General features: G+C 65.2%; 20 protein-coding genes. 15 read left to right on the plus strand and 5 right to left on the minus strand.

Features of this window, described 5'->3' with window-relative positions:
- Nucleotides 1-31: 31 nt before the first annotated feature.
- A complete protein-coding gene (locus tag ABZO33_RS14955) occupies nucleotides 32-892 on the minus strand; it encodes a glycine betaine ABC transporter substrate-binding protein (protein WP_414536662.1) in 861 nt (286 codons plus the stop codon).
- Between the two features lie 216 nt (nucleotides 893-1,108).
- Here ABZO33_RS14955 and ABZO33_RS14960 point away from each other — a divergent pair, with 216 nt between their 5' ends.
- Nucleotides 1,109-2,656, plus strand: coding sequence for a beta (1-6) glucans synthase (locus ABZO33_RS14960; protein ID WP_414536663.1), 1,548 nt, complete (start codon nucleotides 1,109-1,111; stop codon nucleotides 2,654-2,656).
- Between the two features lie 131 nt (nucleotides 2,657-2,787).
- Here the strand turns inward: ABZO33_RS14960 and ABZO33_RS14965 are convergent, their stop codons facing one another.
- Nucleotides 2,788-3,156 (minus strand): hypothetical protein, encoded by a 369-nt coding sequence (locus tag ABZO33_RS14965; protein WP_414536664.1) that lies wholly within the window; start codon nucleotides 3,154-3,156, stop codon nucleotides 2,788-2,790.
- Between the two features lie 218 nt (nucleotides 3,157-3,374).
- Between ABZO33_RS14965 and ABZO33_RS14970 the strand changes: the two genes are divergently transcribed.
- Complete coding sequence (locus tag ABZO33_RS14970) at nucleotides 3,375-4,673, plus strand: serine/threonine protein kinase (RefSeq protein WP_414536665.1); 1,299 nt, start codon at nucleotides 3,375-3,377, stop codon at nucleotides 4,671-4,673.
- Complete coding sequence (locus ABZO33_RS14975; RefSeq protein WP_414536666.1) at nucleotides 4,666-5,481, plus strand: VacJ family lipoprotein; 816 nt, start codon at nucleotides 4,666-4,668, stop codon at nucleotides 5,479-5,481. Before ABZO33_RS14970 ends, ABZO33_RS14975 begins: the two co-directional genes overlap by 8 nt.
- 28 nt (nucleotides 5,482-5,509) lie before the next feature.
- On the opposite strand, the gene ABZO33_RS14980 is transcribed toward ABZO33_RS14975, so the two are convergent.
- On the minus strand, nucleotides 5,510-6,652 hold the full coding sequence (locus ABZO33_RS14980; protein WP_414536667.1) for a patatin-like phospholipase family protein: 1,143 nt from the start codon (nucleotides 6,650-6,652) through the stop codon (nucleotides 5,510-5,512).
- 86 nt (nucleotides 6,653-6,738) lie between these two features.
- A complete protein-coding gene (locus ABZO33_RS14985) occupies nucleotides 6,739-7,674 on the minus strand; it encodes a lipid A biosynthesis lauroyl acyltransferase (protein WP_414536668.1) in 936 nt (311 codons plus the stop codon).
- Nucleotides 7,675-7,774: 100 nt separating this feature from the next.
- On the opposite strand from ABZO33_RS14985, the gene minC reads away from it, so the two are divergent.
- From minC to ABZO33_RS15020, 7 genes are all read left to right on the plus strand, one after another.
- Complete coding sequence (gene minC, locus ABZO33_RS14990; RefSeq protein WP_414536669.1) at nucleotides 7,775-8,536, plus strand: septum site-determining protein MinC; 762 nt, start codon at nucleotides 7,775-7,777, stop codon at nucleotides 8,534-8,536.
- 97 nt (nucleotides 8,537-8,633) lie between these two features.
- Entirely contained in the window at nucleotides 8,634-9,446 is an 813-nt protein-coding gene (gene minD, locus ABZO33_RS14995; RefSeq protein WP_414536670.1) for a septum site-determining protein MinD, read from the plus strand.
- Between the two features lie 3 nt (nucleotides 9,447-9,449).
- On the plus strand, nucleotides 9,450-9,704 hold the full coding sequence (minE, locus tag ABZO33_RS15000; RefSeq protein WP_023631120.1) for a cell division topological specificity factor MinE: 255 nt from the start codon (nucleotides 9,450-9,452) through the stop codon (nucleotides 9,702-9,704).
- A gap of 154 nt (nucleotides 9,705-9,858) precedes the next feature.
- Nucleotides 9,859-10,494: an RluA family pseudouridine synthase gene (locus tag ABZO33_RS15005; protein WP_414536671.1), complete on the plus strand. Its 636-nt coding sequence runs from the start codon at nucleotides 9,859-9,861 to the stop codon at nucleotides 10,492-10,494.
- 101 nt (nucleotides 10,495-10,595) lie between these two features.
- Entirely contained in the window at nucleotides 10,596-11,885 is a 1,290-nt protein-coding gene (locus ABZO33_RS15010; RefSeq protein WP_414536672.1) for a M18 family aminopeptidase, read from the plus strand.
- A 141-nt stretch (nucleotides 11,886-12,026) separates the two neighbouring features.
- Nucleotides 12,027-12,197 carry a hypothetical protein gene (locus tag ABZO33_RS15015; protein ID WP_167388396.1) on the plus strand — a complete coding sequence of 57 codons (171 nt, stop codon included), beginning with the start codon at nucleotides 12,027-12,029 and terminating at the stop codon, nucleotides 12,195-12,197.
- Between the two features lie 44 nt (nucleotides 12,198-12,241).
- Nucleotides 12,242-14,395, plus strand: coding sequence for a mechanosensitive ion channel domain-containing protein (locus tag ABZO33_RS15020; RefSeq protein WP_414536673.1), 2,154 nt, complete (start codon nucleotides 12,242-12,244; stop codon nucleotides 14,393-14,395).
- Between the two features lie 95 nt (nucleotides 14,396-14,490).
- On the opposite strand, the gene phnR is transcribed toward ABZO33_RS15020, so the two are convergent.
- Nucleotides 14,491-15,204 (minus strand): phosphonate utilization transcriptional regulator PhnR, encoded by a 714-nt coding sequence (phnR, locus tag ABZO33_RS15025; RefSeq protein WP_414536674.1) that lies wholly within the window; start codon nucleotides 15,202-15,204, stop codon nucleotides 14,491-14,493.
- A 327-nt stretch (nucleotides 15,205-15,531) separates the two neighbouring features.
- On the opposite strand from phnR, the gene ABZO33_RS15030 reads away from it, so the two are divergent.
- The 5 genes from ABZO33_RS15030 (at nucleotide 15,532) to ABZO33_RS15050 (ending at nucleotide 20,096) form a co-directional block, all read left to right on the plus strand.
- Entirely contained in the window at nucleotides 15,532-16,590 is a 1,059-nt protein-coding gene (locus ABZO33_RS15030) for an ABC transporter substrate-binding protein (RefSeq protein WP_414536675.1), read from the plus strand.
- Nucleotides 16,591-16,678: 88 nt separating this feature from the next.
- Nucleotides 16,679-17,485 carry an alkaline phosphatase family protein gene (locus tag ABZO33_RS15035; protein ID WP_046854568.1) on the plus strand — a complete coding sequence of 269 codons (807 nt, stop codon included), beginning with the start codon at nucleotides 16,679-16,681 and terminating at the stop codon, nucleotides 17,483-17,485.
- Entirely contained in the window at nucleotides 17,482-18,321 is an 840-nt protein-coding gene (locus tag ABZO33_RS15040; protein ID WP_094011831.1) for an ABC transporter permease, read from the plus strand. Before ABZO33_RS15035 ends, ABZO33_RS15040 begins: the two co-directional genes overlap by 4 nt.
- Complete coding sequence (locus ABZO33_RS15045; RefSeq protein WP_217868776.1) at nucleotides 18,311-19,105, plus strand: ABC transporter permease; 795 nt, start codon at nucleotides 18,311-18,313, stop codon at nucleotides 19,103-19,105. Before ABZO33_RS15040 ends, ABZO33_RS15045 begins: the two co-directional genes overlap by 11 nt.
- Before the next feature lies 1 nt (nucleotide 19,106).
- Nucleotides 19,107-20,096 (plus strand): ABC transporter ATP-binding protein, encoded by a 990-nt coding sequence (locus ABZO33_RS15050; RefSeq protein ID WP_414536676.1) that lies wholly within the window; start codon nucleotides 19,107-19,109, stop codon nucleotides 20,094-20,096.
- Nucleotides 20,097-20,100 lie beyond the last annotated feature (4 nt).

A 20,100-nucleotide genomic window follows, 5' to 3' on the forward strand; every position in this document is an offset into this window, starting at 1 on the left:
TGGGAGCGGGCTGGCCCCGCGATCATACCGATTACTTACCGGTCCACTCCTTGACCCGCTCCGGATGCTTGGCCACCCAGTCCTTGGCCGCCGCCTCGGGCTTGGCGCCTTCCTGAATCGCCAGCATTACCTCGCCGATCTCATCCTTGGACTGCCACTGGAACTTCTTGAGGAATTCGGCCACTTCCGGGGCCTTGCTCGCCAGTTCCTTGCTGCCGATGCTGTTGACGGTCTCGGCGGCGCCGTACACGCCTTTCGGATCCTCGAGGAACTTGAGCTTCCACTTGGCGAACATCCAGTGCGGTACCCAGCCAGTCACGGCAATGGACTGTTGCTTGGCGTAGGAGCGGCCCAGTTCCGCGGTCATCGCCGCGCCGGAGCTGGCGGTCAGCTTGTAGCCGGTAAGGCCGTAGTCCTTGATCGCCTGATCGGTCTTGAGCATGACCCCGGAGCCGGCATCGATACCGACGATCTTGTTCTTGAAGCTGGTATCGGTCTTCAGGTCTTCGATGCTGTTGGCCTTGACGTACTCGGGGACGATCAGGCCGATCTTGGCGTCCTTGAAGTTGGGGCCGTAGTCGACCACGTTGTCCTTGTTCTTGGTCCAGTACTCGCCGTGGGTCACCGGCAACCAGGCCGAGAGCATGGCGTCGAGCTTGCCGGTGGCCACGCCCTGCCACATGATGCCAGTGGCAACCGCCTGCAGCTTCACGTCATAGCCGAGTTTCTGCCTGATCACTTCGGCGGCCACGTTGGTGGTGGCGACGCTGTCGGACCAGCCATCCACGTAACCGATGCTGACTTCCTTGGCCATGGCCTGCGCAGTACTCATGGCCAATACCAGGGCGGTGCCCACGCCCAGGAAACGTCGCATTCTTGTAATAGTCGCCATCAAAGCATCCCTCGTCAGGTCTTGGAGATTGCATCATCGACCTGCCCCAGCGCACGACCTGCTCTGTCAGCGACCTCCAGCGAACGATCAGCGACAGCACTGTGCCATTAACGCCATGCCACCGCAGTGGCCTGCGCGATCCTTGCATGCCAAAGGCTTGGCGCCGGTCATTTGCGGCTATCATCTAGCCCTTTGTGCTTGACGACGGACCGCCCGATGCCCAGTAACACCCGACTGCTCCTGCCTGCGTACCTGCTCGCCTGCCTGTTCGCCCTCCTCGGGTTGTGGGCGCTCTGGTACGGCCTTGGCAAGCCGGTGCACCTGCCCGATGCGGCGAGCCCGACGCACAAGCTGCAATGCGCGTCCTACACCCCCTTCGACAAGGACCAGTCGCCCTTCGACCAGCCGTTTCGCCTGCGCCCGGCGCGCATGGACGCCGACCTGGCATTGCTCAGCGAGCGATTCCAGTGCATCCGCACCTATTCGATGACCGGCCTCGAGGCGATCCCAGCACTGGCGCGCAAACACGGGCTGAAGGTGATGCTCGGCGCCTGGGTCAACGCCAACCCGGTGGACACCGACAAGGAAGTCGAGTTGCTGATCGCCGCGGCCAATGCCAACCCCGACGTGGTCAGCGCGGTGATCGTCGGCAACGAGGCGCTGCTGCGCAAGGAAGTCACCGGCGAGCGCCTGGCCGGGCTGATCGAAAAGGTGAAAAGCCAGGTGAAGGTGCCGGTGACCTACGCCGATGTCTGGGAGTTCTGGCTGCAACACCCGCAGATCGCACCAGCGGTGGACTTCCTCACCATCCACCTGCTGCCCTACTGGGAAGACGACCCGCACGGCATCGATGCCGCACTGGCCCATGTGGCCGAGGTGCGCCAGGTGTTCGGCAACCGCTTCGCGCCCAAGGACGTCCTGATCGGCGAGACCGGCTGGCCCAGCGAAGGACGCCAGCGCGAGACGGCGGAGCCGAGCCGGGTCAACGAGGCGCGTTTCATCCGCGGCTTCGTCGCCCTGGCCGAGGCCAACGGCTGGCGCTACAACCTGATCGAGGCGTTCGACCAGCCCTGGAAGCGTGCTAGCGAAGGCGCCGTGGGCGGCTACTGGGGGCTGTACGATGCCGACCGGCAGGACAAGGGCGTGCTCGAAGGGCCGGTGAGCAACCTGGCGCTGTGGCCGCAGTGGTTGCTGGCCTGCGTGGTCGTGATGCTGACGGTCCTGGCCCTGGCCGGGCGCCCGGTCAACCAGCGCGCCGCCCTGCTGCTGCCGTTGCTGGCGGCGTTGGGCGCCGGCTGCCTGGGGCTATGGGGTGAGCTGATGCGCACCAATGCCCGCTTTGCCGGCGAATGGCTATGGGCATATGCCTTGGCGGGCCTGAACCTGCTGGTGCTGGCCCACGGCGCGCTGGCGCTGGCCCGCCGTGACGGCTGGCGCCAGCGGCTGTTCGCCTGGCTGGAACAGCACGCCGGCACATGGCTGCTGGCGGCCGGGTTCGCCGCGGCGGTGAGCATGCTGGCGATGGTGTTCGACCCACGTTACCGCAGCTTCCCCAGCGCGGCGTTGTTGCTGCCGGCGGTGGTCTATCTGTTGCGGCCGGTACCCGCGCGAAGGGCGGAGGTGGCGTTGCTGGCCTTCATCGTGGGTGCCGGGGTGGCACCGCAGTTGTTCCGCGAAGGGCTACAGAATCCGCAGGCGTGGGGCTGGGCGGTGGTCAGCGTGTTGATGGTCGGGGCGTTGTGGCGCAGCTTGCGCAAAGCCTGAAGGCCCATCGCGGGGCAAGCCCGCTCCCACGTTGAAGCTAACGCCTTGCGCGCGCGTGGGAGCGGACTCCCACGTCGAGGCCAACGCCTTGTGTGAGCGTGGGAGCGGGCTTGCCCCGCGATAGGGCCCTGTCAGGCAACGGATGATCGCCTCACCAACCGCAACCCCGCGAGCACCACCGCGAACACCGCGATGCTGGCGGTATACAGCACCAGCGCCGGCAGCCCGAACACCAGCCCGAGCACCGCCAGCCACCAGCCAGCACGCCTGGGCACCAACTGGGCGACCAGTGCCAGGCCCAAGGCGGCCCAGGCGATCACCTGAAAATGTATCCCCAGCCCCAGCAGCGATCGCACCTGGCATTGCCAGACCTCCCCCGGCACGCTGCACAACCCGACCCACCGGGCGTCCTCCATCAACCCATAACGCACGCCATAGCTGGCCGCCAGCCACAGGCCCAGGCACGCCAGCAGTACAAGAAGAGGCCACGTACGAGACATCCGGTTCTCCAACAGCGGTAATGGAAACGCTGCATGATCCCTCAGTGGGGTGATGAAAGGCAAAATCATGGCCCTGCAGCTATGTTGCACAAGACAAACGTTGTCCGGCGCGGCAACATCTGGTGCGACGAACGACACGACGACGGGCAACTTTGTCCAACTTGCCGTGGTCCTAGCCTGCGTATTGCACGACCTTGCGTTTTCCCTGGGGGACATAAATGCTTCGATCTTTGCGCCTCGCCGCCTTGCTCGGCGGCCTGCTCATGGCTGCGGCCGCTTCGGCGCGGGATATCGACGCGGCGAGCTACGGCTATCCGTTGACCAACCCGTTCGAGGCGACCATCGCCACCACGCCGCCGGAACAGCGCCCGACGCTGCCCAGCGACGATGATATCGACCAGGCCGACTACAGCCTCACCCTGCGCCCGGAGCGCGAGTTCACCTTGCCCGACAACTTCTGGTCGGTGAAGAAGCTGCGCTACCGCCTGGCCAAACAGGACCACGAAGCGCCGCTGATCTTCCTGATCGCCGGCACCGGCGCGCCCTACTCCAGCAGCATCAACGAGTACCTGAAGAAGTTGTTCTACCAAGCCGGCTATCACGTGGTGCAGTTGTCCTCGCCGACCAGCTGGGACTTCATGAGCGCCGCCTCGCGCTTCGCCACCCCCGGGGTGTCGAGCGAGGACGCCAAGGACCTGTACCGGGTCATGCAGGCGGTGCGCGCCCAGCAGGCACGCCTGCCGGTCAGCGAGTATCACCTCACGGGCTACAGCCTGGGCGCGCTGGACGCGGCGTTCGTCAGCAAACTCGACGAAACCCGCCAGAGCTTCAAGTTCAAGCGTGTGCTGCTGCTCAACCCGCCGGTCAACCTGTACACCTCGATCACCAACCTGGACAAACTGGTGCAAACCCGGGTCAAGGGCATCGACCGCAGCACCACGTTCTATGAGTTGATGCTGGAGAAGCTCACCCGCTACTTCCAGGACAAGGGCTACATCGACCTCAACGATGCGTTGCTCTACGACTTCCAGAAGTCGCGGGAGCACCTGTCCAACGAGCAGATGGCCATGCTCATCGGCACCTCGTTCCGCTTCTCGGCCGCCGACATCGCCTTTACCTCCGACCTGATCAACCGTCGCGGGCTGATCATCCCGCCGAAGTTCCCGATCACCGAGGGCAGCAGCCTGGAGCCCTTCTTCAAACGGGCCCTGCAGTGCGACTTCGACTGCTACCTGACCGAGCAGGTGATCCCCATGTGGCGCGCGCGCACCGACGGCAACAGCCTGCTGCAACTGGTCGACCAGGTGAGCCTGTACGCGCTGGAGGACTATCTGCGCGACAACCCGAAGATCGCCGTGATGCATAACGCCGACGATGTGATCCTCGGCCCCGGCGACATCGGCTTCCTGCGCCGGGTATTCGGCGAACGCCTGACGCTCTACCCCCATGGCGGCCATTGCGGCAACCTCAACTACCGCGTCAACAGCGACGCCATGCTGGAGTTCTTCCGTGGTTAACAGACTGCTGCTCGTCACCGCCCTGCTCGCCAGCGGCTACGCCCTGGCCGAGGAAGTCGCGCCGCGTGCCAGCGTGGTCGAGGCCGACAAGACCGAAACCCTCACGGTGGAAGCCGACGGCTTCGTCGATCCGCTGCGCGAGCTCAAGTTCAACCCCGGCCTGGACCAGCGCGAGTTCGAACGCTCGACCCTGGCCGCGCTGAACATCTACGACCCGCTGGAGTCACTGAACCGGCGCATCTACCACTTCAACTACCGCTTCGACCAGTGGGTGTTCCTGCCGGTGGTCGACGGCTACCGCTACGTCACCCCCGGTTTCGTGCGTACCGGGGTGAGCAATTTCTTCAACAACCTCGGCGATGTACCCAACCTGTTCAACAGCGTGCTGCAGCTCAAGCCCCAGCGTTCGGCGCAGATCACCGCCCGATTGATGTTCAACACCATCATCGGGGTCGGCGGCTTGTGGGACCCGGCGACCAAGATGGGCCTGCCTCGGCAGAGCGAGGACTTCGGCCAGACCCTGGGCTTCTACGGGGTGCCGGACGGACCGTACCTGATGCTGCCGATCCTCGGGCCGTCGAACCTGCGCGACACCACCGGGCTGGTGGTGGATTACGTGGGGGAGAAGGAAATCAACTACCTGAACGTGCCCGACACCGCCAGCGACCACCCGGAGCTGACCGTGCTGCGGGCAGTGGACAAGCGCTACACCACCAACTTCCGCTACGGGCAGACCAACTCGCCGTTCGAATACGAGAAACTGCGGTACGTGTACACCCAGTCGCGCAAGTTGCAGATCGCCGAGTGAGCAGGGGCCGCTGCCAGTACAGGAAACCTCAAATCCCCAGGAACTGGCACAGCTCCCGCTTCTTGGCCAAGGCATCCTTGCGCCCCAACTCGATCAGTTCGCTGCAATAGCTCGCCTCGAACAGCAGGTAGCTCAGCACCCCTGCCCCGCTGGTCTTGGTCGCCCCCGGCCCGCGCAGGAACAGCCTCAGCGCCGCCGGCAGCTCGCGGCGATGACGGGCGGCGATCTCGTCCAGCGGCTGGCTGGGCGCCACCACCAGCACCTCGATCGGCGCCAGCCCCAGGCGCCGGGCGTCGAGGTGCGCCGGCATCAGGTGGCTGAGATGGTTGAGCCGCTGCAGCAGCTCGATATCGTCCTCGAGGCTGTCGATGAAGGTGCTGTTGAGCATATGCCCGCCGATCTGCGCCAGGCTCGGTTGCTGGCCGCTGAACACGCGCTGGGTCGGCAACGGCGGCGAGGGTCGCTGGGGGTTGCCGCTGACGCCCACCACCAGTACGCGACTGGCACCCAGGTGCAGCGCCGGGCTGATCGGCGCCGACTGGCGCACCGCGCCGTCACCGAAGTACTCCTCGCCCAGGCGTACCGGGGCGAACAGCAACGGGATCGCCGAACTGGCCAGCAGGTGGTCGATGGTCAGCGGCGTGGGCATGCCGATGCGCCGGTGGCGTAGCCAAGGTTCGATGGTGTCGCGGCCCTGGTAGAAGGTCACCGCCTGGCCGGATTCGTAGCCGAAGGCGGTCACGGCGATGGCGCGCAGCTGATTTGCCGCCAGGGAGTGGGCGATGCCATCCAGGTCCAGATGCTCGTGCAGCAGGCCGCGCAATGGGCGGCTGTCGAGCAATGCCACCGGCACCTGGCCGCCGAGACCCAGCAGGCTATGGCCGACGAAGCGGCTGGCCTGGCGGATCACCCCAGGCCAGTCGCTGCGCAGCACCAGGTGGCTGCGAAAGTTCTGCCAGAAGGCGGTGAGGTGCTGCACCGATTCGGCGAAGCGGGTAGCGCCGCTGGCCAGCTTGACGGCATTGATGGCGCCGGCAGAGGTGCCAACGATCACCGGGAACGGATTGGCGGCGCCAGGGGGCAGCAGCTCGGCGATGCCGGCCAGCACGCCGACCTGGTAGGCGGCGCGGGCGCCGCCGCCGGAGAGGATCAGGCCGGTGGTTGAGGTCATGCATCCTTCCTGGAGTCAGTGATTGCCAGTACCGGCCCTATCGCGGGGCAAGCCCGCTCCCACGCAGCATAGGCAAGGAACCTGCGCTAGCGCGTTTTCTTGTCATACAGCCGCGGTTCACCCTCGGGCCGCGACTTGAAGCGCCGGTGCGCCCACAGATACTGCTCCGGGCACTCGCGCAGCACACCCTCGACCCACTGGTTGATGCGCAGGCAGTCAGCCTCCTCGGTTTCGCCGGGGAAGTCTTCGAGCGGCGGGTGCACCACCAGGCGATAGCCGCTGCCATCCTCCAGGCGCTTCTGGGTGAACGGAATCACCCGCGCCTTGCCCAGCCGGGCGAACTTGGTGGTGGCGGTGACGGTGGCCGCGGGGATACCGAACAGCGGCACGAAGATGCTCTGCTTGATGCCGTAGTCCTGGTCCGGCGCGTACCAGATCGCCCGGCCCTTGCGCAGCAGCTTGAGCATGCCGCGCACGTCGTCGCGCTCCACCGCCAGCGAGTCGGCGTTGTGACGCTCGCGGCCGCGGCGCTGGATGTAATCGAACACCGGGTTGCCATGTTCGCGGTACATGCCGTCGATGGTGTGCACCTGGCCCAGCAAGGCGGCGCCGATCTCCAGGGTGGTGAAGTGCACGGCCATGAGGATCGCGCCCTCTCCTTCACGCTGGGCGGCCTGCAGGTGCTCGATGCCCTCGATATGGGCCAGGCGCGCCAGCCGGGCTTTTGGCCACCACCAGCTCATGGCCATCTCGAAGAAGGCGATGCCGGTAGAGGCGAAGTTTTCCTTGAGCAAGCGCTGCCGTTCGTCGCCGGACAGCGCCGGGAAGCACAGCTCCAGGTTGCGCGCGGCGATGCGCCGGCGTTCACCCGCCAGGCGGTACATCACCGCGCCCAGGGCGCGCCCCAGCCCCAGCAAGGCCCGGTACGGCAGCTGGGCAACCAGCCACAGCAGGCCCAGGCCCAACCACAGGCCCCAGAATCGCGGGTGAAGGAAAGAGGATCGAAAACGCGGGCGTTCCATTGAAGCTTCCGGCAAGACATGAGCCCGGCATTCTACATCGGTTGCGGGCAAACGGTCTTATCGCTATAAGTCAGGGCACTTTTTTCGCAACAAGCCGTCTATGCAGACCATGAGCCCCAACCAGACACCCGACAACGCCCCCGTGTTCCAGCTCAAGGGCAGCATGCTTGCCATCACCGTGCTGGAACTGGCGCGCAACGACCTCGAGTCCCTCGACCGCCAGCTGGCGGCGAAGGTCGTGCAGGCGCCGAATTTCTTCAGCAACACGCCGCTGGTGCTCGCCCTGGACAAGCTGCCCCATGACTCAGGCGCCATCGACCTGCCCGGGCTGATGCGCATCTGTCGGCACCATGGCCTGCGCACCCTGGCGATCCGTGCCAGCCGCATCGAGGACATCGCCGCGGCGATCGCCATCGACCTGCCAGTGCTGCCGCCGTCCGGCGCCCGCGAACGGCCGCTCGAGCCGGAGCCCGAGGTGAAGCCCCCCGAGCCCGCGCCTGCGCCGCCAACTGCGCCGGCCGAACCCGAAGTTCGCCCGACGCGGATCATCACCTCGACGGTGCGCGGCGGCCAGCAGATCTACGCCCAGGGTGGCGACCTGGTGGTGACCGGTTCGGTCAGCCCCGGCGCGGAACTTCTTGCCGATGGCAACATCCATGTGTACGGCGCCATGCGTGGCCGTGCCCTGGCCGGCATCAAGGGCAATACCAAGGCGCGTATCTTCTGCCTGCAGATGACTGCGGAAATGGTCTCCATCGCCGGCCAGTACAAAGTCTGCGAAGACCTGCGCCGCGACCCGCTGTGGGGCTCGGGCGTACAGGTCAGCCTGTCCGGTGACGTGTTGAACATCACCCGTCTTTAACGGATACTTGCCGGCATTTTTAGCGCAACTTTTTTCCCGTTGCCGTTTTTTGTATTTGCAGGGACGTCTGTCCCGAATTATTTAGGGGTGAAACACCTTGGCCAAGATTCTCGTGGTTACTTCCGGCAAGGGGGGTGTGGGCAAGACCACCACCAGCGCCGCCATCGGTACCGGCCTCGCACTGCGCGGGCACAAGACAGTCATCGTCGACTTCGACGTCGGCCTGCGTAACCTCGACCTGATCATGGGCTGCGAACGCCGCGTGGTGTACGACTTCGTCAACGTGGTCAACGGCGAAGCCAACCTGCAGCAGGCCCTGATCAAGGACAAGCGCCTGGAAAACCTGTTCGTGCTGGCCGCCAGCCAGACCCGCGACAAGGACGCGCTGACCAAGGAAGGCGTCGAAAAGGTACTGATGGAGCTCAAGGAGCAGTTCGAGTTCGTCGTCTGCGACTCGCCGGCCGGTATCGAGAAAGGTGCGCACCTGGCGATGTACTTCGCCGACGAAGCCATCGTCGTGACCAACCCGGAAGTCTCGTCGGTACGTGACTCCGACCGCATGATCGGCCTGCTGTCGAGCAAGTCGCGCCGTGCCGAACAGGGCGAAGACCCGATCAAGGAACACCTGCTGATCACCCGCTACCACCCCGAGCGCGTCGAAAAGGGTGAAATGCTTGGCGTCGAGGACGTCAAGGAAATCCTCTCGGTCGAACTGCTGGGTGTGATTCCCGAATCGCAAGCCGTGCTCAAGGCCTCCAACCAGGGCATCCCGGTCATCCTCGATGACCAGAGCGATGCCGGTCAGGCCTACAGCGACACCGTCGACCGCCTGCTGGGCAAGCCCAAGCCACTGCGGTTCATCGAAGTGCCGAAGCAAGGATTCTTCGCGCGCCTGTTTGGAGGCAAATAAACCATGAACCTTTTTGACTTCTTTCGTGGCAGACAGAAACAGAGCAGCGCGTCGGTAGCGAAAGAGCGTCTACAGATCATCGTGGCGCACGAGCGTGGCCAGCGCAGCACCCCGGACTACCTGCCTGCCTTGCAGAAAGAGCTGGTCGAGGTGATCCGCAAGTACGTCAACATCGGCAACGACGACGTACAGATCGAACTGGAAAACCAGGGCAGCTGCTCGATTCTGGAGCTGAACATCACCCTGCCTGATCGCTGATCGCGCAGCTGGGTGCAATCATTGGGGCTGCTTTGCAGCCCATCGCCGGCAAGCCGGCTCCCACAGATAACGCGAGACCCTGTGGGAGCCGGCTTGCCGGCGATGGGCCGCAAGGCGGCCCCAGTGCTTTCCGCCATTTCACCGAGACCTAGCAATGCCGCTGTCGAACATCCAGATCCTTCACGAAGACGCCGCCATCCTGGTGATCAACAAACCGACCCTGCTGTTGTCGGTGCCGGGCCGCGCCGAGGACAACAAGGACTGCCTGATCACCCGCCTGCAGGAAAACGGCTACCCCGATGCGCTGATCGTCCATCGCCTGGACTGGGAAACCTCGGGCATCATCCTGCTGGCCCGCGACGCCGACAGCCACCGCGAGCTGTCGCGCCAGTTCCACGACCGCGAGACGGAAAAGGCCTATACCGCGCTGTGCTGGGGCCAGCCGGCGCTCGACAGCGGCAGCATCGACCTGCCCCTGCGTTACGACCCACCGACCAAGCCGCGCCACGTGGTCGACCATGAGCAAGGCAAGCATGCCCTGACCTTCTGGCGCATCGTCGAGCGCTGCGGCGATCACTGCCGGGTCGAACTGACGCCGATCACCGGGCGCTCGCACCAGTTGCGCGTGCACATGCTGTCGATCGGCCACCCGCTGCTCGGCGACCGGCTGTACGCCAACCCCGAGGCGCTGGCGGCCCATGAGCGGCTGTGCCTGCATGCCTCGATGCTGAGCTTCACCCACCCGGTGTCTGGCGAACGCCTGAAATTCGAGTGCCAGGCGCCGTTCTAAGGCCCTGGCCAATCGCGGGGCGCGGCCACGCCTCGCGATGGCTCGACACAAATTTTCGAGCATTTACGCTAAACTCGCGCCACTGCTGTCTGGAGTGACTTATGCGCGATGCCCTGAACGCCGGCCTGATCGAATTTCTCAAGGCCTCCCCGACGCCCTTCCACGCCACCGCCAGCCTCGCGCAGCGCCTCGAAGCTGCCGGCTACCAGCGCCTGGACGAGCGCGACAGCTGGGCCACCGTGCCTGGCGGTCGCTACTACGTGACCCGCAACGATTCCTCGATCATCGCCATCAAGCTCGGCAAGCTCTCACCGCTGCTGGGTGGCATCCGCATGGTCGGCGCCCACACCGACAGCCCATGCCTGCGGGTCAAGCCGCAGCCCGAACTGCAGCGCCAGGGCTTCCTGCAACTGGGCGTCGAAGTCTATGGCGGCGCCCTGCTCGCCCCTTGGTTCGACCGCGACCTGTCGCTGGCCGGCCGGGTCACCTTCCGCCGTGACGGCAAGGTCGAGAGCCAGCTGATCGATTTCAAGCTGCCGATCGCGGTGATCCCCAATCTGGCGATCCACCTCAACCGCACCGCCAACGAAGGCTGGCAGATCAACCCGCAGACCGAACTGCCACCGATCCTGGCGCAGGTCGCCGGCGACGAGCGCATCGACTTCCGCGCCCTGCTCACCGAGCAGCTGGCCCGCGAGCACGACCTCAACGCCGACGTGGTGCTGGATTACGAGCTGAGCTTCTACGACACCCAGGACGCCGCGCTGATCGGCCTGAACGGCGACTTCATCGCCGCCGCCCGCCTGGACAACCTGCTGTCGTGCTACGCCGGCCTGCAGGCGCTGCTGAACGCCGAAGGCGACGAGACCTGCGTACTGGTGTGCAACGACCACGAGGAAGTCGGCTCCTGCTCGGCCTGCGGCGCCGACGGCCCGATGCTCGAACAGACCCTGCAACGCCTGCTGCCGGACAACGACGAGTACGTGCGCACCCTCCAGCGCTCGCTGATGGTCTCGGCCGACAACGCCCACGGCGTGCACCCCAACTACGCCGACAAGCACGACGGCAACCATGGCCCCAAGCTCAACGCGGGCCCGGTGATCAAGGTCAACAACAACCAGCGCTACGCCACCAACAGCGAAACCGCCGGTTTCTTCCGCCACCTGTGCATGGCCGAGGAAGTCCCGGTGCAGAGCTTCGTGGTGCGCAGCGACATGGGCTGCGGCTCGACCATCGGCCCGATCACCGCCAGCCACCTGGGCGTGCGCACGGTGGATATCGGCCTGCCGACCTTCGCCATGCATTCGATCCGCGAGCTGTGCGGCAGCCATGACCTGGCCCACCTGGTGAAGGTGCTCGGCGCCTTCTACCGCAGCCGCGAACTGCCCTGACGGCCAAGCCGCTCCCACGCGGACCTGTGGGAGCGGCGCTGCGCCGATGCGACTTGGGTCAGCGCCTGTCCCCAGTCAATCCGCCTCGCTTGCAAAGCGCTATGCTTGATACATGGCCCCCAAAACAGAAGGATGCTGTCCATGTCATCGCCGTTCCTGTCCCTGTTCGTGCCGGTGTTCCTGTTCCTGATGCTGCTGACCATCGGGTTCAGCCTGCGCGAGCGCAATGTCGGCGTGCTGATGATGTGGATCGGCACCCTCGGCATTTTCGGCCTCACCTGCTGGAAGATCCTCGAGAAACTGCCGTCGTAAACCTCTACACTCGGGCAAACGTTTGACCTGAGGTAGATTTCCCGGTGCCAGCCCTCCTGCGTTGCATCACGCTGCTGTTCCTGTTGTTCGTCGCGCCGGTGCACGCCGCCGGCCTGCCCGGCCTGCTCGGCTCCAGCACGCCCGCCCAGCCCGAGGCCAGCGAGCCCTTGGGCAAGTCCCTGGACGAGGTGATCAAGAACCTGGAAAACGACCAGCAACGCGCCAAGCTGCTGGCCGACCTGAAAAAGCTGCGCGACGCCACCAAGCAATCGCAACCCACCGTCGAACAGGGCGTACTCGGCCTGATTGGCGGTGCCCTGCATGACTTCGAGAAACAGTTCAGCGGCGATGCCAGCCCGTTCAACCGCTGGTCGCAGGAGATCGACCAGGCCCAGGGCGAGCTGGCCGCGCTGGTGGTGCCGGTGCATCAATGGCCGGCGATCCTGTTCGGCTTCGCCGGGGTCATCCTGGTCTGGGGCCTGCTGGCCTATGCCTTCAACTGGATCGGCCATCGTGTGCGCCTGCGTTTCGGCCTGACCGAAGACCTGCCGCAGCACCCGCGGACCTGGGACCTGGTGCGCTTTGCCCTGCGCAAGCTGGGGCCCTGGCTAGTGGCGCTGGTGTTCACCGTGTACCTGAGCTTCGCCCTGCCCTCCTCGCTGGGCAAGTCGATGGCCATGGTGCTGGCCTACGCGCTGGTGGTCGGCACGCTGTTCTCGGCGATCTGCGTGATCGCCTTCTCGCTGCTCGACGGCCCGCATCGCCACCGCGCCCTGCATATCCTCCGGCACCAGGCGTTCCGCCCGCTGTGGCTGATCGGCAGCTTCGCCGCGTTCGGCGAGGCGATGAGCGACCCACGCCTGACCACCGCGCTGGGCAGCCACCTGGCCCACGCCCTGGCCACCCTGGCCAATGTGATCGCCGCGCTGTGCACCGGGCTGTTCATCCTGCGCTTCCGCCGCCCGATCGCCCACCTGATCCGCAACCAGCCCCTGTCCCGGCGCCTGACCCGGCGTACCCTGAGCGACACCATCGAACTGCTCGGCAGCTTCTGGTACATCCCGGCGCTGATCCTGGTGGCGATCTCGCTGTTCGCCACCTTCGTCTCCGCCGGCGACACCAGTACCGCCCTGCGCCAGTCGCTGATGTGCACCGTGCTGGTGGTGGTGTGCATGGTCCTCAATGGCCTGGTCCGCCGCCACGCTGCCAAGCCCAGGCGCGCCAACAAGCGCCAGGCGGTCTACACCGAACGCCTGCGCAACTTCGGCTATGTCCTGGTGCACCTGTTCATCTGGCTGCTGTTCATCGAACTAGGCCTGCGCGTCTGGGGCCACTCGATGATCAGCTTCGCCGAGGGTGACGGCCATGAAGTCAGCCTGCGCCTGCTGGGCCTGGCCGGCACGCTGATCGTCGCCTGGCTGGTGTGGATCCTGGCCGACACCGCCGTGCACCATGCCCTTGTGCATTCGCGGCGCGGGCTGGCCAACGCCCGCGCGCAGACCATGATGCCGCTGATCCGCAACGTGATGTTCGTGGTGATCGTCATCATCGCGGTGATCGTCGCCCTGGCCAACATGGGCATGAACGTCACCCCGCTGCTGGCCGGTGCCGGTGTCATCGGCCTGGCCATCGGTTTCGGCGCCCAGTCGCTGGTGGCCGACCTGATCACCGGCCTGTTCATCATCATCGAGGACTCGCTGGCCATCGACGACTACGTGGATGTCGGCGGCCACCTGGGCACGGTGGAGGGCCTGACCATCCGCACCGTGCGCCTGCGCGATATCGACGGCATCGTGCACACCATCCCGTTCAGCGAGATCAAGAGCATCAAGAACTACTCGCGCGAGTTCGGCTACGCGATCTTCCGCGTGGCCATCCCGCACAGCATGAACATCGACCAGGCCATCACCCTGATTCGCGAGGTCGGGCAGAAACTGCGCAACGACCCGCTGATGCGCCGCAATATCTGGTCGCCGCTGGAGTTGCAGGGGGTGGAGAGTTTCGAGTCGGGCTCGGCCATCCTGCGGGCGCGGTTCAAGACCGCGCCGATCAAGCAGTGGGAGGTGTCGCGGGCATTCAACCTGGCGTTGAAGCGCCAGCTCGATGAAGCGGGGTTGGATCTGGCGACGCCACGGCTGTCGGTGCAGGTGGTGACGGCTGGTGGCGGGGCAACGGCTGAGAGCACCGTTACCAGCTAGATCGCATCGCGGGGCAAGCCCGCTCCCACGACGCCATGCCTACCATTGCGTGGGAGCGGCGATGCGGCGACCCGACTTGCCCCGCGATGTTCACCCTAACCGGCCTCGGCGCGAATGCGGATCGCATCGTGCCGCCAGTATTCCAGGTCGCAGTCGATCAGATGCCCATGCTGGTCGCTGTTGACCCGGGTGATATGCAGCCCGGGGCTGCCAGCCGACACCTTCAAGGCAGCCGCCGCCTCGACCGGCAACGCCGTCGGCAGGATCTCGAAGCATACCTGCCCATAGTGAATGGCGTATTCCCGCGCATAGATCTCGGTCAGTGACTGGGCCAGGTCCAGTTCGAGGATGCCGGGGAAATAGCGCGGGTTGAGATAGTGCTCGGCATACAGCACCGCCCGCCCGTCGATACGCCGCAACCGGCAGATCCGCACCACACTGGACAGCGCGGGCAGTCGCAGGCGCGCGCAGATCGCCGCCGAAGCCGGCTGCAGCCGTGCCGACAGCAGCTGCGTACGCGGCTCGCGCCCTTGGTCGCGCACCATCGCATGGAAGTGGCTGCGCTCGATCAGGTCATACGTCAACCGCTCGGGCGCGACGAACCAGCCGCGCCGCTCTTCGCGGTAGATCAGGCCCATGGCCTCGAGCTGCACCAGGGCCTCGCGCAACGTAATACGCGTGGTGTCGAACACTTCGCTGAGCTTGCGCTCGGCCGGCAGCTTGCCGCCGGGCGCCAGCAGGCCGTGTTCGATCTGCTCCTGCAGCGCATGGCAGATGGCTGTTACCGCGCGCGGTGGCGTCGCTTGCATCAAAGGTTACCTATCTGGACTAGTCCAGCCCCGAAACAGGGCAGTTGGAGCGTAGTGCAAGCCTAGGCACGGCTGATGAACATCCTGTGACACAGGCGCCGCAGGGCACTTGCCAGATCCACGCCAGCCCACGCGAATCAAGGCTTTCGATCTGGTCTACGCTGTAGTTCCAGGGCCTTGGGCCTGCCACCCGCCCCCGCCCCTTACATCAAACTGTCACGCAACAGGCCTACCTTGGCGCAAGGTTTGCTGACCTAGACCAAGGGGTCGCAAGCACCGCTTCCGTTCATAACAACGAATGCAAGGCACCCACCAAAGGAGCTTCGGATGAAAAAGTTGTTCATGGCGTCACTGCTCGGTTCGGCCATCGCTTTTTGCACCTCGGCCATGGCCCAGGACCTCAAGGCCCTTGAAGACGCCGCCCGCAAGGAAGGCACGGTCAACAGCGTGGGCATGCCCGATGCCTGGGCCAACTGGAAAGGCACCTGGGAGGACCTGGCGAAAAAATACGGCCTCAAGCACAGCGACACCGACATGAGTTCGGCCCAGGAAGTCGCCAAGTTCGACGCCGAGAAGGACAATGCCAGCGCCGATATCGGCGACGTCGGCGCCGCCTTCGGCCCGATCGCGGTCGCCAAGGGTGTGACCCAGCCCTACAAGCCAAGCACCTGGGACCAGGTCCCGGCGTGGGCCAAGGACCAGGACGGCCACTGGGCGCTGGCCTACACCGGCACCATCGCCTTCATCATCAACAAGGACCTGGTCAAGGAAGGCGAACGCCCGAGCACCTGGCATGACCTGGAGAAGGGCAAGTACAAGGTCGCCATCGGTGACGTCGGCACCGCCGCCCAGGCCGCCAACGGCGTGCTCGCCGCAGCCATCGCCTACAAGGGTGACGAGAGCAATATCGAGCCGGGCCTGCAGCTGTTTACCAAGCTGGCCCAGCAGAAGCGTCTGTCGCTGGCCAACCCGACCATCCAGACCCTCGAGAAAGGCGAGGTGGAAGTGGGCGTGGTGTGGGACTTCAACGGCCTGAGCTACCGTGACCAGATCGACCCGAAGCGCTTTGAAGTGCTGATCCCGTCGGATGGCTCGGTCACCTCCGGCTACACCACCATCATCAATAAGTACGCCAAGCACCCGAACGCCGCCAAGCTGGCCCGCGAGTACATCTTCAGCGATGCCGGGCAGACCAACCTGGCCATCGGCCACGCCCGGCCGATCCGCGCCGAGCACCTGAAGCTGCCTGCGGATGTGCAGGCCAAGCTGCTGCCCAACGAGCAGTACAAGCCGGCCCAACCGATCAAGAACGCCGAAGCCTGGGAAGCGACCTCCAAGGCCCTGCCGCAGAAGTGGCAGGAGCAAGTGATCATCGAGATGGAATAAGCGCCATCATCCTCGTGGGAGCGGGCTTGCCCCGATTGCAATCGCGGGGCAAGCCCGCTCCCACGAAGCCTCGTTCCCTGGAGCCAACATGCAACACAACGTCATCCTGGTCCTGCTCGACGGCCTCAACCACCAGGTCGCGCACCATGCCATGGGCCACCTGCACGCTTACGTCGAGGCCGACCGCGCCGCACTGTATCGGGTGGAATGTGAGCTGCCATCGCTGTCGCGACCACTGTACGAATGCATCCTCACCGGTGTGCCGCCGATCGACAGCGGCATCGTGCACAACAACATCAACCGCCTGTCCAACCAGCGCAGCGTGTTCCACTACGCCCGCGAGGCCGGCCTGGGCACGGCCGCCGCGGCCTATCACTGGATGAGCGAACTGTACAACCGCTCGCCGTTCGACCCACTGCGTGACCGCCACACCCATGCACCGAAGCTGCCGATCCAGCACGGCCTGTTCTACTACGCCGACCACTACCCCGATTCGCACCTGCTGGCCGACGCCGAATACCTGCGCCGCCGCCATGCGCCGAACTTCCTCCTGGTGCACCCGATGAACATCGACGATGCCGGCCACCGCCATGGCCTGGACAGCAGCCAGTACCGCAACGCCGCGCGCAGCGCCGATATCCTGCTGGCCGACTACCTGCCGCGCTGGCTCGAGGAGGGCTACCAGGTGCTGGTCACCGCCGACCACGGCATGAACAACGACCGCTCGCACAACGGCCTGCTCGCCGAGGAACGTGAAGTGCCGCTGTTCGTGTTCGGTGAAGCCTTCAGCCTCGACCCCGCGGCCAAGCCGCTGCAGACCGAGCTGTGCGGCACGATCTGCGAACTGCTCGGCGCCGCCCACGACAAACCGGTCTGCCGGGAGCTGCTCAAGTGAATGCAAGCCATCGCGGCCGCTACCTGGCCCTGCTCTGCCTGCTGCCGTTCGCCGTGTTCTTCATCATTTTCCAGATCGCGCCGCTGGCCTGGGTGGCTATCAACAGCCTGCAAAGCGAAAGTGGCTGGGGCCTGGCCAACTTCAGCAAGATCTTCGCCTCGAAGTTCTACCTGCAGGCGTTGCAACGCAGCCTGGAGATCAGCTTCTGGTCGAGCCTGTTCGGCATCGTCATCGCCACGTTGGGCGCCTATTCGCTGCGCCAGGTCGACTCGAAACTGCGCGACTTCGTCAGCGCCTTCGCCAACATGACCAGCAACTTCGCCGGCGTGCCCCTGGCGTTCGCCTTCATCATCCTGCTCGGTTTCAATGGCGCGCTCACCTTGCTGCTCAAGCAGATGGGCCTGCTCGGCGACTTCAGCATCTACTCCAAGACCGGGCTGATCCTGGTCTACACCTACTTCCAGATCCCCCTTGGCGTGTTGCTGCTCTACCCCGCCTTCGACGCCCTGCGCGAAGACTGGCGTGAGTCCGCCGCGCTGCTGGGCGCCAGCCACTGGCAGTTCTGGCGGCACATCGGTTTGCCCGTGCTTACCCCTGCCCTGCTCGGCACCTTCGTCATCCTGCTGGCCAACGCCCTGGGCGCCTATGCCACCGTCTACGCCCTGACTACCGGCAACTTCAACGTGCTGCCGATTCGCATCGCGGGCCTGGTGGCCGGCGACATCAGCCTCGACCCGAACCTGGCCAGCGCCCTGGCGATGGTGCTGGTGGGCCTGATGACCGTGGTCACGGTGGCCCATCAATGGCTGCTCAAGAGGAGCTACCATGCGCGCTGAAAACAAAGCCGGCGGGCTCTACCACCGCGCGGTGGTCTACCTGCTGTTCCTCATCCTGCTGCTGCCGCTGGCCGGCACCCTGCTCTATTCGCTGGCCACCAGCTGGTCGGCGACCCTGCTGCCCAGCGGGCTGACCTTCAAGTGGTATGTGGCGCTGTGGAGCGAACCGCGCTTTCTCGCCGCCTTCGGCCAGTCGCTGCTGGTGTGCGTCGGCGCGCTGGTGCTGTCGGTGGTGCTGATCCTGCCGCTGTTGTTCGTGGTGCACTACCACTTCCCCAAGCTCGACGCCTTGATGAACGTGCTGATCCTGCTGCCGTTCGCGGTGCCGCCGGTGGTGTCCGCGGTGGGCTTGCTGCAACTCTATGGCAGCGGGCCGATGGCCATGGTCGGCACGCCGTGGATCCTGATCGGCTGCTACTTCACCATCGCCCTGCCGTTCATGTACCGGGCGATTACCAACAACCTGCAGGCGATCAACCTGCGCGACCTGATGGACGCCGCCCAACTGCTCGGCGCCAGCACCTGGCAGGCGGCGTTCCTGGTGGTGCTGCCGAACCTGCGCAAGGGCCTGATGGTGGCGCTGCTGCTGTCGTTCTCGTTCCTGTTCGGCGAGTTCGTGTTCGCCAACCTGCTGGTGGGCACCCGCTACGAGACCCTGCAGGTGTACCTGAACAACATGCGCAACAGCAGCGGCCACTTCAACAGCGCGCTGGTGATCTCCTACTTCGCCTTCGTACTGGTGCTGACCTGGGTCGCCAACCGCCTGAACAAGGACAAGACCTGACATGAGCTTCGTCAGCGTACACAAACTGCAAAAGAGCTACGCCGGCAGCCCGGTGTTCGAAAACATCGACTGCCAGATCGAACGCGGCGAGTTCGTCACCCTGCTCGGCCCCTCCGGCTGCGGCAAGTCCACGCTGCTGCGCTGCATCGCCGGGCTGACCCCGGTGGACAGCGGGCGGATCCTGCTCGACGGGCAAGACATCGTGCCGTTGAGCCCGCAGAAGCGCGGCATAGGCATGGTGTTCCAGAGCTACGCGCTGTTCCCCAACATGACCGTGGAACAGAACGTCGCCTTTGGCCTGCGCATGCAGAAGGTCAAGGCCGACGAAAGCCAGGCACGGGTGCGCGAGGTACTCGACCTGGTCGAGCTGGGCAGCTTCGCCGGGCGCTACCCGCACCAACTGTCCGGCGGCCAGTGCCAGCGCGTGGCCCTGGCCCGCTCGCTGGTCACCCGCCCGCGCCTGCTGTTGCTCGACGAGCCGCTATCGGCGCTGGATGCACGTATCCGCAAACACCTGCGCGAACAGATCCGCGCCATCCAGCGCGAGCTGGGGCTGACCACCATCTTCGTCACCCATGACCAGGAAGAAGCGCTGACCATGTCGGACCGCATCGTCCTGATGAACCAAGGACGCATCGTCCAGAGCGGCGATGCCGAAACCCTCTACACCGCGCCCGTGGACCTGTTCGCTGCGGGCTTCATCGGTAACTACAACCTGCTCGACGCCGACAGCGCCAGCCGCCTGCTGCAACGTCCGGTGGCCGCGCGCCTGGCGATCCGGCCAGAGTCGATCACCCTGAGCCTGAACGGCGAGCTGGATGGCGAGATCCGCAGCCACAGCCTGCTGGGCAACGTAATCCGCTACCGCGTCCAAGTACGCGGCGTGGAACTGGTGGTGGACGTGCTCAACCGTTGCGCCAGCGATCTGCACACGGACGGACAACGGGTATCCTTGTCGATCGACCCCACGGCGCTACGGGAAGTGGCCTAAGGAG

The organism is Pseudomonas sp. CAM1A (assembly GCF_047501685.1).
In the GTDB taxonomy this organism is placed as follows: Bacteria; Pseudomonadota; Gammaproteobacteria; order Pseudomonadales; family Pseudomonadaceae; genus Aquipseudomonas.

Excerpts from the sequence above, each read along its gene's own strand:
- ABZO33_RS14955 (WP_414536662.1), bottom strand. The coding sequence starts at position 892 with ATGGCGACTATTACAAGAATGCGACGTTTCCTGGGCGTGGGCACCGCC.
- ABZO33_RS14960 (WP_414536663.1), top strand. The coding sequence starts at position 1,109 with ATGCCCAGTAACACCCGACTGCTCCTGCCTGCGTACCTGCTCGCCTGC.
- ABZO33_RS14965 (WP_414536664.1), bottom strand. The coding sequence starts at position 3,156 with ATGTCTCGTACGTGGCCTCTTCTTGTACTGCTGGCGTGCCTGGGCCTG.
- ABZO33_RS14970 (WP_414536665.1), top strand. The coding sequence starts at position 3,375 with ATGCTTCGATCTTTGCGCCTCGCCGCCTTGCTCGGCGGCCTGCTCATG.
- ABZO33_RS14980 (WP_414536667.1), bottom strand. The coding sequence starts at position 6,652 with ATGACCTCAACCACCGGCCTGATCCTCTCCGGCGGCGGCGCCCGCGCC.
- ABZO33_RS14985 (WP_414536668.1), bottom strand. The coding sequence starts at position 7,674 with ATGGAACGCCCGCGTTTTCGATCCTCTTTCCTTCACCCGCGATTCTGG.
- minC (WP_414536669.1), top strand. The coding sequence starts at position 7,775 with ATGCAGACCATGAGCCCCAACCAGACACCCGACAACGCCCCCGTGTTC.
- minE (WP_023631120.1), top strand. The coding sequence starts at position 9,450 with ATGAACCTTTTTGACTTCTTTCGTGGCAGACAGAAACAGAGCAGCGCG.
- ABZO33_RS15005 (WP_414536671.1), top strand. The coding sequence starts at position 9,859 with ATGCCGCTGTCGAACATCCAGATCCTTCACGAAGACGCCGCCATCCTG.
- ABZO33_RS15010 (WP_414536672.1), top strand. The coding sequence starts at position 10,596 with ATGCGCGATGCCCTGAACGCCGGCCTGATCGAATTTCTCAAGGCCTCC.
- ABZO33_RS15015 (WP_167388396.1), top strand. The coding sequence starts at position 12,027 with ATGTCATCGCCGTTCCTGTCCCTGTTCGTGCCGGTGTTCCTGTTCCTG.
- phnR (WP_414536674.1), bottom strand. The coding sequence starts at position 15,204 with ATGCAAGCGACGCCACCGCGCGCGGTAACAGCCATCTGCCATGCGCTG.
- ABZO33_RS15030 (WP_414536675.1), top strand. The coding sequence starts at position 15,532 with ATGAAAAAGTTGTTCATGGCGTCACTGCTCGGTTCGGCCATCGCTTTT.
- ABZO33_RS15035 (WP_046854568.1), top strand. The coding sequence starts at position 16,679 with ATGCAACACAACGTCATCCTGGTCCTGCTCGACGGCCTCAACCACCAG.
- ABZO33_RS15045 (WP_217868776.1), top strand. The coding sequence starts at position 18,311 with ATGCGCGCTGAAAACAAAGCCGGCGGGCTCTACCACCGCGCGGTGGTC.
- ABZO33_RS15050 (WP_414536676.1), top strand. The coding sequence starts at position 19,107 with ATGAGCTTCGTCAGCGTACACAAACTGCAAAAGAGCTACGCCGGCAGC.